This window comes from Actinoplanes sp. NPDC049598, from assembly GCF_040675435.1.
Classification (GTDB): Bacteria; Actinomycetota; Actinomycetes; order Mycobacteriales; family Micromonosporaceae; genus Actinoplanes.
Window position 1 is genome coordinate 520,788 of the sequence record NZ_JBFAOX010000002.1, and the last position, 14,224, is coordinate 535,011.

The window sequence follows — 14,224 nt, forward strand, 5'->3', positions numbered from 1 at the left end:
GGTCACCCTGATCCAATGATCCTTGTTACGGGCGCCACCGGCACCACCGGCTCCGCCCTCGTCGACGAACTGCTCGCCCGCGGCGCCGAGGTCACCGCCGTGACGCGCGACGCCCGCCGCATCGAGCCCAGGCCGGGCCTGACGGTCACCACGACGATCGTCCCGGCCGAGGCGCTGTACCTGCTCGCCCCGGCCGGCCCCGGCGTACCCGGCCACGACCTGGCGACGTTGCGAGCGGCCCGCTCGGCCGGCATCCGGCGCGTGGTGAAGCTGTCCGCGATCGGCACCCCGGACGAACCCAGCGACCGGCCCGGCAGCTGGCATCAGCCCGGCGAACAGGCGGTCCGCGACAGCGGCCTCGAGTGGACGATCCTACGGCCGACGACCTTCGCCACGAACTCGCTGTGGTGGGCCGCCGACATCCGAGCCGGACGGCCGATCACCAACCTGTTCGGCGAAGGCCCCCAAGGGATAATCGACCCGGCGGACATCGCCGCGGTAGCAGCCGAAGCCCTGACGACCAGCGAACACAACGGGCGGACGTACACGCTGACCGGCCCCGAGCTCCTCACCGTGCCCGACCAGGTCGCCCAGCTCGGCTCGGCCCTCGGCCGCACCCTCACCACGGTCGACGCCGAACCCGGCGTCTCCCACTTCCCCCGCGAGATCGCCGAGGCCGCCCTGGCCGGCGCCCAGCTGGTCCGCCGAGGCGGCAACGCCATCATCACGGACGATGTGGAGCTTGTGCTGGGGCGTGAACCGGGCACGTATGCGGCGTGGGCCGAGACGAACCGCAACCGGTTCTGAGGGCGCGGCCGGCAGGCGCTTGCGGCTCGTGGGGCGGGCCTACCCGCTCATCGGCGTCCGGTCACGCCCAGGACCGCCCCAGCACGCGGTCGGCCAGCGCGGGGCTGTGAAAGCGCGAGAATCCGGAAGCCCGGTCCAGCAGTTGCCCGGCGAAGTCCCGGGCCGCCCGGCGAAGAGGTGCTTCGGCCAGAGCCCGGACCACATCCTCCGACGAACCGAAGACCTGGACCTGATCCTCGCCACCCTTCTTGTAGGGCGACGGATAGATGATCAGGCCGAGGCGCTGAAGGTTGACACCGGACGCTTTCAGCGACTGCTTGGACACGAAGACGTGTGCGGTCGGTACGCCACCGCCCCGGGGCCGGAAGACGGCGAACGTCTCCTGGCCGGCCATCGAGAGGGTGGAGAACCGGCTGTACCCGTTCGTGGCGGGCAGACAGCTCAGCGCCCAGTGGTCCCGCTCTGTGGCCAGCGCATCCGGGACTGCCGCCGAGAGATACAACCGGTTCGCTGCCACCACCTGGTCGCCGTAACCGCTCTCGAAAAGCTCCTCGAAACGTCCACGGTCGGAGGTCCGCACCTTGTTCGTCAAAGTGACTCCTGAGCCTCGATGCCGATTGTTGATCGACACCATCGGCTGACACCCCAGCGGCTTGAGCAAACCGCAAACAGCGGTTACGGCAGGATGGGCGTCGTCAGGAGACGCCGAACTCGTCGTTCATGACCTTGGCTACCGGCGAATCGGGGCGGTGCCGGGGCACGCCGTCGACGGTTACGTCGACGGCCTCGTCGAAGAAGGCGACCAGGCCGGCGAGCGGTGACACCTCGGGGAGCGGACCGCGGGGGTGGGAGAACACGGGCTCGTCCTCCTCCGTCCAGTCGAACGCGCCGAAATCGAACACGACGTGGCCGGCGTCGCTGCTACGCCTCGACGATCTCGTGCATGCGATCGGCAACGGGGTCGCGTCGGACGATGTGGGCGCCGATCCCGCGTCGCTGGCGTTCCTGCCGCTGATCGAACCGGATGTCGTGAAGCTCGACATGCACCTCGTCCGCGATCCGTACTCGGCGCACACGCAGGCCACGGCCGACGCTGTCGCGGTTTACGCCGAACGCAGCGGGGCGATCGTCCTGGCCGAAGGCATGGAGGAGCCCGAGGACGCGGTGAACGCCGCGGCGCTGGGCGCGATGAGGCCAGGGTTGGCTGTTCGGCCGGCCGGGTCCGCTGTCGATCGGGCGGATCGGTCACCATGATGCGCCGATTCGCAACCTGGTGAAGGCGTCACGGGCTGGTGGTGCCGAGCTTCTCGACGCGTTCGAGGCGGCCCGAGGTCAAGCGGGCCACGACCGTGGCTATGTCGATGACCCGCTGGTCGTGGGTGGCTATCAGGACGAGGGTGCCGGTGGTGGTCGCTGTGGTCAGGGCGTCCAGGACCAGTTGAACGTGTTCATCGTCTTGGTGGGCGGTGGGTTCGTCCAGGACGGCGATCGCGGGGTTGAGGATCAGGGATCGGGCCAGGGCGGTGCGCTGCTGCTCGCCCAGGGAGGTGTCGCGGGCGGGGCGGGTGGCGATCGAGGCCAGGCCCAGGCGATCGAGCAGGGAGCGGTCGGGGACGGAGCCGCGGAGGGCGGCCGGGAGCAGGATGTTCTCGGCGACGGTGAGGGTGGGGTCCAGGGCCAGGCGTTGTGGGAGCAGGGAGACGGTGGCCCAGTCGGGGGCGGGATGCGCGGGGCGGCCGGCGACCAGCACACGGCCGGTTGCCGGGGTCATGACGCCGGCGACCAGGTGACACAGGGTCGACTTGCCCGAGCCGGAGCGGCCGGCCAGGACGGCGGTGGTCGCGGCGTCCAGGGTGAGGTTGATGTCGTCCAGGACGCGGGTGCCGGCTCGGGTGTGGCCGACCTCGTGGACTTCTACCAAGGACACGAGCGGCTCCCGGGGCGCGGAGGGGTGGCGGGCATGGTCAGCTGCCGGGGCGGGGGTGCAGTTCGACGTGGCCGTCGACCAGGGTGACGACTACGCGGCCGTCGGGGAACAGGGGCAGGGCGTCCTCGGGGAGCTGGAGGCGGCCCAGGCCGTCGATGGTGGCGGTGTGGGTCTCGCCGGCGCTGTGTTCGCCGGACAGGACGCCGTGGCGCAGGCGCAGGACGGTGTCGGCGGCGGCGACGGCCCGGGCGTCGTGGGTGGCTATGACCACGGCGCTGCCCTGGTCGGCCCGGGTGCGCAGCAGGCGCAGGACCAGGGCGGCCGAGTCGTCGTCGAGTTCGGCGGTGGGCTCGTCCGCGACCAGCAGGGCCGGTGGGCCGACGGCGGCCGCGGCCACGGCGAGGCGCTGCTGCTCGCCTCCGGAGAGCACGGCCGGGTGGGCGGTCGCGCGCTCGCTGAGGGAGACTTCGGCCAGGGCGGCGTCGATGTCGGCGCGGACGCCGCGGAGCCGGGCCATCTGGGCGATCTGGCCGCGGGCGTCGAGCTGCGGGAAGAGGCTGTGGGTGGGGCGCTGGGCGATCCAGCCGATCTCGCGGCGGCGCAGCCGGTGCAGGTCGCGACGGGATAGCCCGGCGACCAGGCGGCCCCGGTGCCGCAGCTCGCCCCCCGCGGGGCGTTCACGGAGAGCCAGTACGGCCAGCAGGGTCGACTTGCCGCTGCCGGACGGGCCGGTGATGGCGCTGATCCGCCCGCCCTGCACGGTCACGTCGACGCCGCGCAACGCCTGGGTGGCGCCGGTGGGGGCCGCGTAGAGCTGCAGCAGCTCCCGCCCCTCCAGGAGCGAGCCCGGTTGCGCCTGGTCAGGCTGCATCAACAACGGCCTCCTCGAGGCAAGGACGGGCGGAAACGAACAGACGGCAAGAGCGAACCGGCCCGACCTGGCGATAAGGGGCTGGACGACAAGGGGCCGGGGAGACGTGGGTGGTAGTGATTGGCCGGGCGGATGCGGGGGCGGCGCGGACCCGTGCGGCCGGGGTGAAGTCAGTCGTCACGGTAGGCGGCCTCCTCGGCGGAGGAGCGGGTGCTGCCGATGGCGATGGCTAGGAGGCAGGCCACGGCGGCGGCGACGGCGGCGATGAGGAAGGCCGGCGCCGGGATCTGGAAGGCGAAGCGGGGCAGCAGGGCGGGCTGGTCGTCGAGCAGGCGGGCGCCCAGCGGGACCAGCAGGAAGACGCCGGCCACGGCCGCCGCGAAGGCGACGAGGGTCAAAAGCAGGAACTCCAGGGCCCGGGCACGCCGTACGCGGGCGGGGCCGAGCCCGATGCGGGCCAACATGAGGTCCGTGGGGCGACGCAGCGTGGCCGTGCGCTGCGCATAGATGCAGAGCGTGAGGACGGCCAGCAACGCCAGGTAACCGGCCACGGCCAGTTGATAACCGCGGGCCCGGCCGGTGGCCACATAAGCGGCGTCCTGCCGGAGCTTGGCCGCACCGTCGATGCGCGACGGCGTGACGTTCACGGGGGCGGTCACCTGCTGGATGTGGTCGGTGTCGACCGCGTACAGGAAGGTCTGGGCGAACAGCGCGTTCGGGGCGCTCCCCCGGGGCTTCAGCCGGGGGTCGTCGATGCCGAGGCTGCCGAGGATCGGGTCGTGGGCCACCACGTACATGGGGCGGCCCTGCATGCCGGGGAAGGCGGGCGCGCGGGCGGCGATCGTGAGGTCGGAGACGGCGAAGCCGATGTTGATGCGGATCGAGTCGATGTGGTCGGTGGCCGGGTCGCCGATCGCGAGGGCGCGCGGGCGGCCGAAGTCGTCGGCCGGGGCGGCGGCCAGCGTGGCCAGGGCGGCACGGGCGGCGGCCAGGTCGGGTCCGGTGCCCCACAGGGCCACGGCGTCGAAGCGGGCCGGGTCGATGATCAGCAGGTCCTTCTGGGTGGAGTCGGTCGGGGTGTCGACGTCGGTGCGCCAGACGACGGTGCTGCCGGGTGGGAGCGACGGCGAGTGCACGCCGGGGACGGGGCCCTCCGGCACCGGCTTGGTGGGATCTTCCTTCGGTACGGGGGTGGCCGTCGGGTCGATCTCCCACGAGCCCTCGAGGGTGGCGACAGCCTCGGCGCCGGCCGCCACGGCGACCCGGTCGTCCGCCGCGACCTGGGTGGAGTCGACGGCGGCCAGGGCGAACAGCAGCATGCCGAGGCCGGCGGTCATGACCAGGACGGCGATGCGGCGTTCGGCCCCGGTCTCGCCCAGGCGGCGCCGGGCCAGCCAGAGCACGCCGCGCGCGGGTGACCGGGGCAGGCCGGCGCCACCGGCGAGCAGGCCGGGCAGCCAGCCGGCGAGGCCGCCGACGGCGATCAGCACGAGCAACGGGACCAGCAGGTCGACGCCGCCGGCCGCTCCCCCGGCGCCGGCCAGGCCACCGGCCGCGGTCAGCGCGACGAGCACCAGCATCGTGGTCCACGGCAGCTTGCGGCGGACGGTCACGGGCGGCGCCGGCCGTACGCGCCGGGACGCGGCCGCCGCGCCGACGAGCGACACGGTCACGAGACCGGCCAGACCGGCGGCCGCCGCGGACGAGCCGGCCGGGGCCAGGGACGAGCCCAGGTCGCCCGGCGGGCCGAACCGTACGACCAGCTGCCAGGCCACGACCCAGCCGAGCGCGGCCCCGATGATCGCGGGCAGCAGGTGTTCGAGCAGCCAGAGGCCGCCGAGCCGGGCCGGGGCGATGCCGACGGCGACCGTGTGGCGGATCTCCCGGTCCCGGCGTCGGGCGCTGAGCAGGCCGACCGCCAGCACCGAGGCCAGGCCGACGGCGACCGCGGCCCATTCGACCGGGCGGATGCGCTGCTCGACGACAGCCGAGGTGACCCGGGCGTTGGCCGCGATCTGGGCGATGCCGCTGGCGAAGCGCATGCTGCGCGGGCTGTCGCGGTCGAACTCGAGCCCGCTCGCGTAGCCGCGGCGCATGAACTCCACCTCGTCGGCGGTGTGCTGGGCCTCGGCCAGGGTCACGCCCGGCTCCAGGGCCGCCTCGACCGACCAGAAGATCTCGTCGTCCAGGGCCAGCGCCAGCTTCTCGATCGTGGCGACGTCGCCGATCAGCAGGTACGACGGCAGAGTCTCGTACTCGGTGTCGGGTGGGGTGTCGCCGGTACGCAGCGTCCAGGCCGGCCCGGCCGGCAGCCGGCCCCCGGCGTCGACCGCGTAGACGCCGTCCACCTTGGCCGTCGCGCTGCGGGTTCGCGCGGCCGTACCCACCGTGATCCGGATGGTGATCGTGTCGCCGGCCTTGGCCCCCAGCGCCGACGCCACCGGCTCCGGGATCCACACCCCGCCCGTGCCGGCGGCCCGGCCCTGGAGCTCGGCCGCGGGTGAGCTGACGGCGAAGAGCCGGGCCCGCTCGAATTTCGAGCCCAGGTAGACCTTGGAGCCCCAGAACGTGGGGGCGATCAGCTCGGCCCCGATCGAGCCGCCGGTCAGGTCGGGTGGGGTGAGATGCGGGATGCGGCGCAGGTCGTCGACCACCCGCTGATGGTCGGCGCTGGCCCGGCCGACCGGGGCCGACATGCGCACGACGGCGGCGTCGGCCTGCCGGGCGGTGGCCGGCACCGCGTCCCGCCCGACCTGGAAGGCGGCGTTGTCGGAGGCCTCGGCGAACATGGGCCCGGCCGCGCCCGCCGCGCCGAGCACGAGAAAGGCGGCCGTGATCAGAACCGACCACGCCCGTTGTCTCAGCCCACCGAGGAGGGCCGCCCCCGTCAAACGATCCATGTGCACGTTAACCATTCGGCCGATCGGACGATTGGTGTCGATCTTTTCACCTGCTTACGGTCCGCAGCGTACTCGTATCCCGGGCCGCGCTCGGTCCCCGAGCCGGCCCTGTCTGGGCCGATGGCCGGCCGTCCTCGGCATCGGCAAAGGCTTCGCACCGCCACGCCCGTGGCGGCGTGGCGTCACGCCCGAAGGAACGAGGCACCATGACAGCCACCGTCAAAACGCTCGTCCGCGCCGGGGCAGCGCTGCTGCTCGGCGCCGGCCTCGGCCTGGCCGGGGCCTCCGCGTCGGAGGCGGGCAGCAAGTTCTCCATCAGCAAGGAGCCTTTCGGCAGCGTCGGAGGGCAGGCCGTCGACCGCTACACCCTGGTCAACGGCAAGTTCCGGGTCAAGATCCTGACGTACGGGGGGATCCTGCAGTCCGTGGAGACGCCGGACCGGCACGGCCGGCTGACCAACGTCACCCTCGGCTTCAAGACCCTCGACCAGTACGTGACCACGAAGAACCCGGCCTACTTCGGCGCCCTGATCGGCCGATACGGCAACCGGATCGCCCAGGGGAAGTTCACCCTGGACGGCAAGACGTATCAGCTGGCCGTCAACAACGATCCGAACAGCCTGCACGGGGGCGACATCGGCTTCGACAAGCGCGTCTGGGGCGCCACCCCGGTGTCCAACGGGCTGCGGCTGACCTACGTGAGCCCGGACGGCGAGGAGAACTACCCGGGCACGCTGCGCACCACGGTCACGTACACGATCACCCGCGACCGGGGCATCCGGATCGACTACCAGGCCACCACGGACAAGGCGACGGTCGTCAACCTGACCAACCACGCGTACTGGAACCTCGGTGGCGAGGGCACCGGCACCATCGATGACCACAAGCTGCAGCTCAACGCGTCGCGGTACACGCCGGTGGACTCGACGCTGATCCCGACCGGCAAGCTCGACACGGTCGCCGGCACGCCGATGGACTTCCGCAAGGCGACCGCGATCGGCGCCCGCAACCGGAGCGACTTCCAGCAGATCGTGTACGGGCGCGGATACGACCACAACTGGGTCCTCGACCGGCGCGACACCTCGTACCGCGAGCTGGAGACCGCGGCCCGGGTCACCGACGCCGCGAGCGGCCGCACGCTGACGGTCGCCACGACCGAGCCGGGCATCCAGTTCTACGGCGGCAACTTCCTCGACGGCACGCTCTACGGGACGAGCGGCCGCGCGTACCGCCAGGGTGACGGGCTCGCGCTGGAGACCCAGCACTTCCCCGACTCGCCCAACCACGCGAACTTCCCGTCGACCGTCCTGCGCCCCGGCCGGGTCCTCAGGTCGACCACGGTCTACCAATTCGGCACCACTCGATAGGTCTTTTACCCGGGCCGTGCCCGACGCCTCGGGCATGGCCCCTGGAGGCTGACATGTCCAAGATCCATCCGAAGGTCGAGGAGGCCGTCGAGACCCTGCGCCTCCCGGCCACGACGCGCCGCCGGCTGCTGACCGGCTCCGGGTTGTTCGGCGCCTCGCTCGCCGCCGGGGCGCTGCTCAGCGCGTGCAGCGACGACAAGGCGGCCGCGGCCGGGGCGATCGGGAACTTCCCCGAGACCCCCAAATGGAAGTTCACCTTCGTCAATCACGTGACCACCAATCCGTTCTTCACCCCGACGCAGTACGGGATGGAGGACGCGGCCGTGCTCCTCGGTCTGGAGAAGCCGCAGTGGACCGGGTCGCAGAACTCGATCGTGGCCGAGATGGTCAACGCGACCAACACCGCGATCAGCGCCAAGGTCGACGGGCTGGCGGTGGCCGTCGTCGACAAGGACGCGTTCAAGGCGCCGGTCGACCAGGCCCTCGACGCCGGCATTCCGGTCGTGTCGTACAACGCCGACGGGGCCCGCGGCGACCCGGGCACGAACCGTCTGGCGTACATCGGCCAGGGTCTTTACGAATCGGGCTATTCGCTCGGGCAGCGGGCGCTGCAGACGGTCGACTCGGGCGACGTGGCGGCGTTCATCGCGACGCCCGGCGCGCTGAACATCCAGCCGCGCATCGACGGCGCGCAGCAGGCCTTCAAGGACTCCGGAAAGGCGATCACCTTCACCGCGGTGGCGACCAACGCCGATGTCACCAAGGGCCTTTCCATCATCGACGCGTACGCGGTGGGACACGCCGACCTGAGCGGCATGCTGGCCGTGGACGCGGGTTCCACGTCGGCCGTCGGACAGGTCGCGAAGAAGTACAACATGCGCTCGAAGTCGCTCAAGGTGGCCGGCGGCTTCGACCTGATCCCGGAGACCCTGACCGGGATCGCGGAGGGCAGCCTCGATTACACGATCGACCAGCAGCCGTACCTCCAGGGCTTCCTCCCGGTGTTGTACCTGTATTTCTTCAAGCTCTCGGGCGGGCTGATGGCGCCGAGCGAGACCAACACCGGCCTGCTTTTCGTGACCAAGGACAACGTCGGGCCCTACCAGACCACGAAGTCGCGGTACGAGGGATCGACGACCGACAAGGTTCTCGTGCCGCGCACCGGGCCGATCGCGCATGCGTAGAGCCCTATCGGCCTTCACCGACGCCTTCCTGCGCCGGCGTGAGGCGAGCGTGCTGCTGGTCGCCCTGGGGTTGATGGTGTACTTCCGGGCGGCCAGCGACGTCTTCCTCACCCGCGACAACCTGGTCAACATCGCCCAGGCCACGGCGCCGACCGCGATCGTCGCCGTGGGCATCGTCCTGCTGCTGGTCAGCGGGGAGATCGACCTGTCGGTGGGCATCGTGGCCGCGTTCGCGCCGTTCCTGCTGCATTTCGCGATCGACTTCCACCAGGTGCCGGCGTTGCTCGCCTTCGTGATCGCGCTGCTGCTGGCGGCGGTCATCGGGCTCGTCAACGGCCTGATCGTCACGCAACTGCACGTGCCGTCGTTCGTGGTCACGCTGGGGACGTTCTTCGCGGTCCAGGGACTGCTTCTGATCACCTCACACGCGTACCCCGTACCGATCCCGGAATCTATGCAAGGCCGGTTCCAGACCTGGATCGGGGCCGGCTCATGGGCGTCGATCACCTGGGCCGTCCTCATCGTGGCGATCTTCCACGTGGTCCTCACCCGGACCCGCTGGGGCCTGCACACGATCTCGGTCGGCGGCAACCCGGTCGGCGCGACCGAGGCCGGCATCCGCGCCTCCCGCATCAAGATCGGTAACTTCATGATCACCAGCGCGCTCGGCGGCCTGGTCGGCATCATGGAGGCGGCCCGGATCAACACGATCGACCCCAACATCGGCGGCGGCACCACGCTGACCTTCTACGCCATCTCGGCCGCCGTCATCGGTGGCACCGCCCTGGCCGGCGGCTCGGGCACGGTCGCCGGCGCGTTCCTCGGCGCCCTGGTCCTGGCCGAGCTGCAGAACGGCTTCAACCTGATCGGCTACAGCGCCAACACCATCTACCTGATCCTCGGCCTGGCCATCCTGGCCTCGATGATCGCCAACCAGTACCTGTCCCGGCTGCGGAGAGCGGGCCGAACATGACCGCATCGCTGGAAGTCACCGGAATCGCCAAGCGGTTCGGCGCCCTGACCGCCCTGCGCGACGTCAATCTGCACGTCGACCCGGGCGAGGTGCTCGGCCTGATCGGCGACAACGGGGCCGGCAAGTCCACTCTGATCAAGATCCTGTGCGGCTATCACCGCCCCGACGCCGGCGAGATCCTGGTCGACGGGACCGCCGTCACCTTCAAGAGCGTCGATCACGCCCGCTCGCTGGGCATCGACACCGTTTATCAAGACCTGGCCCTGATCAACGAGCTGTCGGTCTACCACAACATGTTCCTCAACCGGGAGATCATCCGCTGGCCGCTGCTGAGCAACCGGATCATGCGCCGCCGGGCCGCCGAGCACCTCAGGGACATGGGCGTGAACCTCCCCGACGTGACCGTGGAGGTGGCCAAGCTCTCCGGCGGCCAGCGTCAGGCCATCGCCGTGGCCCGCTCCGTCTACTCCGACGCCCGCGTCCTGCTGCTGGACGAGCCCCTGGCCGCGATGGGGGCCAAGGAGGGCATGCTGATCCTCGACGTGATCCGCGACCTCAAGCGCCGGGGCACGGTCTCGGTCATCATCATCGCCCACAACTACGCCCAGGTCCTCGACGTCTGCGACCGCGTCAACCTCCTCCAGCACGGCCGCATCACCTTCGACAAACGCGCCACCGACACCTCCCTGGAGGAATTGACCGACCTCGTCGTGGCCGAGTACCGCCGCCGCAGTACCTGAGGGCAAGATGGCGGGATGCTGAGTTGGTGGGGCCGCCACGTCTGGTGGTTCGCCGGCGGCGGTCTCGCCCTCACCGTCCTGGGCGCCCTGGCGCTCGTCGTGACCCGCTCGGGGTCCACCCTGGAGGTCGGCGACCAGGTGGCGAGCATGGTCGGCGGCACCACCGCCCTGCTCGGGCTGCCCGTGAGCCTGGCCTCCCTGGTGATCGCCGTACGGCAGGAACGCGCCCGCCCCGGGCCGTCGCCGGCCGAGCTCACCGACCAGCTGGCCCGGGCCGTCGAGCGCCAGTGGAGCCGGGAGGGTGCGGCCCGTGGGCTGTTCCGGCCCGATCCGCTTGAAGTGCGCTGGCGCAGCACCGACCGGCCGGTCGGGCCGGCGCCGGGCGAGGTGGTGCCCTCGCCGGCCGGGCGCGTCACCCGTCTCAAGTTCAACGGCGACGTCCGGGGCGCGGCCGCCGCCTTCCGGCGGCTCCCCCGCCGGCAGCTGGTGGTCATCGGCGCTCCGGGCGCCGGCAAGACGTCGCTGGCCGTGCTGCTGGTCCGCGACCTGGCCCGCGACCGGCCGTCCGGCGAACCCGTCCCGGTGCTGCTGCCCCTGGCGGGCTGGCTTCCGCGGCACGATTTCGGCGAGTGGCTGGTCCAGGGGCTCCGGGCGGAGTATCCGTTCCTCGGTGATCTCGCGGGTGAGCTCGTGGCCGGCGGACAAATCCTGCCCGTGCTGGACGGACTCGACGAGATCCCGGCCGAGCTACGGGCGCGGGCCGTCGAGGAGCTCACCGCGGCCATCGGTGACCGGCCGGTCGTCGTGACCTGCCGGGCCGAGGAGTACGCCGAAGTGATCGCCGTCGTCGGCACGCCGCTGGCCAGCGCCGCCGTCATCGAGCTCGAGCCCGTGGCCGTCCCCCATATCATCCGCTACCTGCCGGCGGGCCAGATCGACGGCGAGCGACGGTGGGACCCCGTCGTCCAGCGTCTGCGATCCGAGCCGGACGGGCCGCTGGCCACGACGTTGTCGACGCCCCTGATGGTCTTCCTGGCCCGGACGGCCTACACCGCCCCGCCGGCCGACCCGCGGGAGCTCCTGCGTTTCCCCTCGTCCGAGGAGCTGGTCACGCACCTGCTCGCGGGTTTCCTGCCCGCGGTCTACGGCGACGGGTCGCGAGCCGAGCGGTGGCTCGGGCATCTCGCCCGGATGCTGAAAGCCCGCGGCACGACCGACATCGCCTGGTGGCTGCTGGACCGGCCGAAGCCGCCCGAGCGATCGCGGAGCCTCATGGCCACCGTGCTCGATCCACCGCCCCGGCCGACCCGGCTGGCTTTCCAGCCGCCGGCGTTCTTCCTGCCGATCGTGATGTCCACCGTGCTCACCCCGATCGTCCTGCCGGTCGTGCGGCTGCTCTCGGGCGAACCGGTCGGCTCTCTGAAAGAGGTCGTCGCGCAGGGTACGGTCGTGGGCTTCTTCCTCGGTCTGACCTACGCGTCCCTGCTCGGCTTCCGCGCGCCCGTCTCCGACGACGAGATCACCGATCCGCCGGCCTCGCTGCGAGCCGATCGGCTGGTCACGTTGTGGGCCGTGACCGGACCGGGCGCCGTGGCCGCCACGCTCAGCGGCCTCGTCTTCGGGGTCACGGACGGTGCGGCGGCCGGTGCCCGCGCGGCCGTCACCTTCGGACTGATCACGGCCGGGGTGACGACCTTCCTGCATCTCTGGTTCTCGAGCTACTCGCGCTGGCCGGCCTATCTCCGGTACTGCCTGCGCCACAGTCTGCGCCGGCGGCTTCCCGTGCGGCTGATGACCTTTCTGGAGGACGCGTACCGCCGGGGCGTGCTCCGCAAGGTCGGCGCCGTCTACCAGTTCCGGCACCTGACCCTGCAGGAGTACCTCGCCGAGCGGCCGCGGGTCAGATGAGCCGGAAGATGCCGTAGCCGAAGCCGTCGACCCGGTCGGCCCCGACTCCCCGGCCCAACAGGAGTTCGGCCGGGGGCAGGGTGAAGGCGGCCGGGTCGCGGCGCGGGTTCACGACGACGAGGTGGGTGCCGCCGCGGACGTACGCCAGGGGGTAGGTGTCGTTGAGGATCTCGGCGGTGACGCGGGAGCGCAGGGCCGGCGTCTGTTTGCGCAGGGCGATGAGCTGCCGGACCAGGGCCAGGGTGTCGTTCTGCTGGGCGACGGTTGGCCGATTCGGATCAGGGTCGACCGGCAGGTACAGCCGTGACGGGTCGGCGGTGGAGAAACCCGCGTTCGGGGTGTCGTCCCATTGCATGGGGGTGCGGCAGCCGGCGCGGTTGTAGAGGGGGTTGCAGACGGCGCCCTCCACATTGGGCATGCCGGGCAGATAACGCATGCCGATCTCGTCGCCGTAATAGAGACACGGGACGTTGCCCCAGGTGAAAAGGAAGGTCAGGGCGGCGCCCAATTGCTCCGCGGTGCGGGGGCCGCAGCAGAGCCGGTCGAAATCGTGGTCGGCCGTGCTCATGATGATCGGGCGCTCGGGATCGACCGCCCGCATCTCGTTCCACGCGGCCAGGAAGGTCTGCGTGCTCCCTTTGCCCTCGGCGTCGAAGAACGGATCGCGCGGGGCCTGGAACGGCAGGATGCCGGCCGCGTGATTGTCGAACAGGCTGGCGTGGGCCTCCTTGATGACCAGGGCGAAGTCGGCGTCAAAGGCCAACTTCCGGCCCGTACGCGGTTCCGTGCCCTCCGGGATGAGAACGGCGTCCGGATAGGCCTCGGCCATCCAGTCCCGGATCTCGCGCCAGATCTCGGTCGACGCGGCCACCCCCTCGGTCAGGTGGTAGTCCTTGACCAAGGAGAACGCCATGTCGACCCGGAAGCCGGACACGCCTTTCGAGAGCCAGAAGTCGATGATGTCCCGCAGCGCGCGGCGATTACGAAGGGCGCCGGGCTCGGTCAGGTCGGACACCCAGCCGAAGTTGAGGGCCGGCTGCTCGTCGTAGAAGTTCTTCAGATACCAGCCGGGGCGCGGGCCGGGCGACGGCACCCAGGCCGGGGTGCCGGGAATGTCCACCGCCCAGCCCTCGGCCGGCGGGTCCGTACGCCAGTAGTAGCGGTCGCCCTCCGGGTCGGGCCCGTCGGCGGTCAGCTCGCGCTGGAACCACGGGTGCTCGATCGACGTGTGCCCCGCGACCAGGTCGAGGAGCACGCGGATGCCCCGGGCCCGGGCGGCGGCGACCAGCTCGATCATGTCGTCGTTGGTGCCGTAGCGGGGCGCGATCCGGAGATAGTCGGACACGTCGTAGCCGGCGTCGACGAACGGGGACGCGAAGCACGGGTTGAACCAGATCGCGTCCACGCCGAGCGACGCGATGTGGTCGAGCCGCTCGATCACCCCGCGCAGGTCGCCGACGCCGTCGCCGTTCGAGTCGGCGAACGACTGCGGGTAGATCTCGTACAGGACGGCGTCGGCCAGCCAGTTCTCGCGCATCCCGCCAGGC

The 14,224-nt window shown here is 71.4% G+C and carries 13 protein-coding genes; 7 read left to right on the forward strand and 6 right to left on the reverse strand.

Annotated features, from left to right (window positions below; translation table 11 throughout):
• Positions 1 to 15: 15 nt before the first annotated feature.
• Complete coding sequence (locus AB0J66_RS08340; protein ID WP_364657227.1) at positions 16 to 807, forward strand: NAD(P)H-binding protein; 792 nt, start codon at positions 16 to 18, stop codon at positions 805 to 807.
• 61 nt (positions 808 to 868) lie between these two features.
• Here AB0J66_RS08340 and AB0J66_RS08345 read toward each other — a convergent pair whose 3' ends face one another.
• Both AB0J66_RS08345 and AB0J66_RS08350 read right to left on the reverse strand, forming a co-directional pair.
• On the reverse strand, positions 869 to 1,399 hold the full coding sequence (locus AB0J66_RS08345; protein ID WP_364657230.1) for a hypothetical protein: 531 nt from the start codon (positions 1,397 to 1,399) through the stop codon (positions 869 to 871).
• 103 nt (positions 1,400 to 1,502) lie between these two features.
• Positions 1,503 to 1,709 (reverse strand): hypothetical protein, encoded by a 207-nt coding sequence (locus AB0J66_RS08350; protein WP_364657233.1) that lies wholly within the window; start codon positions 1,707 to 1,709, stop codon positions 1,503 to 1,505.
• Positions 1,710 to 1,746: 37 nt separating this feature from the next.
• Between AB0J66_RS08350 and AB0J66_RS08355 the strand changes: the two genes are divergently transcribed.
• Positions 1,747 to 2,061 carry an EAL domain-containing protein gene (locus AB0J66_RS08355; RefSeq protein ID WP_364657235.1) on the forward strand — a complete coding sequence of 105 codons (315 nt, stop codon included), beginning with the start codon at positions 1,747 to 1,749 and terminating at the stop codon, positions 2,059 to 2,061.
• A gap of 28 nt (positions 2,062 to 2,089) precedes the next feature.
• Here the strand turns inward: AB0J66_RS08355 and AB0J66_RS08360 are convergent, their stop codons facing one another.
• The 3 genes from AB0J66_RS08360 to AB0J66_RS08370 all read right to left on the reverse strand — a co-directional run bounded on the left by AB0J66_RS08360 (position 2,090) and on the right by AB0J66_RS08370 (position 6,505).
• The gene (locus AB0J66_RS08360; protein ID WP_364657236.1) at positions 2,090 to 2,734 is read right to left on the reverse strand and encodes an ATP-binding cassette domain-containing protein; all 645 of its coding nucleotides are present in this window, start codon (positions 2,732 to 2,734) and stop codon (positions 2,090 to 2,092) included.
• Between the two features lie 37 nt (positions 2,735 to 2,771).
• Complete coding sequence (locus AB0J66_RS08365; protein ID WP_364657239.1) at positions 2,772 to 3,605, reverse strand: ATP-binding cassette domain-containing protein; 834 nt, start codon at positions 3,603 to 3,605, stop codon at positions 2,772 to 2,774.
• 170 nt (positions 3,606 to 3,775) lie between these two features.
• Positions 3,776 to 6,505, reverse strand: coding sequence for a hypothetical protein (locus AB0J66_RS08370; protein ID WP_364657242.1), 2,730 nt, complete (start codon positions 6,503 to 6,505; stop codon positions 3,776 to 3,778).
• 206 nt (positions 6,506 to 6,711) lie between these two features.
• Between AB0J66_RS08370 and AB0J66_RS08375 the strand changes: the two genes are divergently transcribed.
• From AB0J66_RS08375 to AB0J66_RS08395, 5 genes are read left to right on the forward strand one after another with little or no spacing between them, the layout of a single operon-like run.
• Positions 6,712 to 7,872, forward strand: coding sequence for an aldose epimerase family protein (locus AB0J66_RS08375; protein WP_364657244.1), 1,161 nt, complete (start codon positions 6,712 to 6,714; stop codon positions 7,870 to 7,872).
• A gap of 53 nt (positions 7,873 to 7,925) precedes the next feature.
• Positions 7,926 to 9,056 carry a sugar ABC transporter substrate-binding protein gene (locus AB0J66_RS08380; RefSeq protein ID WP_364657247.1) on the forward strand — a complete coding sequence of 377 codons (1,131 nt, stop codon included), beginning with the start codon at positions 7,926 to 7,928 and terminating at the stop codon, positions 9,054 to 9,056.
• Positions 9,049 to 10,029, forward strand: a complete 981-nt coding sequence (locus AB0J66_RS08385; RefSeq protein ID WP_364657249.1) for an ABC transporter permease — start codon at positions 9,049 to 9,051, stop codon at positions 10,027 to 10,029. The genes AB0J66_RS08380 and AB0J66_RS08385 overlap by 8 nt, the downstream gene beginning before the upstream one ends.
• Positions 10,026 to 10,769, forward strand: coding sequence for an ATP-binding cassette domain-containing protein (locus AB0J66_RS08390; protein WP_364657251.1), 744 nt, complete (start codon positions 10,026 to 10,028; stop codon positions 10,767 to 10,769). The genes AB0J66_RS08385 and AB0J66_RS08390 overlap by 4 nt, the downstream gene beginning before the upstream one ends.
• Before the next feature lie 15 nt (positions 10,770 to 10,784).
• Positions 10,785 to 12,677, forward strand: coding sequence for a hypothetical protein (locus AB0J66_RS08395; protein ID WP_364657364.1), 1,893 nt, complete (start codon positions 10,785 to 10,787; stop codon positions 12,675 to 12,677).
• On the opposite strand, the gene AB0J66_RS08400 is transcribed toward AB0J66_RS08395, so the two are convergent.
• Positions 12,670 to 14,214, reverse strand: coding sequence for an alpha-amylase family glycosyl hydrolase (locus AB0J66_RS08400; RefSeq protein WP_364657253.1), 1,545 nt, complete (start codon positions 14,212 to 14,214; stop codon positions 12,670 to 12,672). The genes AB0J66_RS08395 and AB0J66_RS08400 overlap by 8 nt on opposite strands.
• Positions 14,215 to 14,224 lie beyond the last annotated feature (10 nt).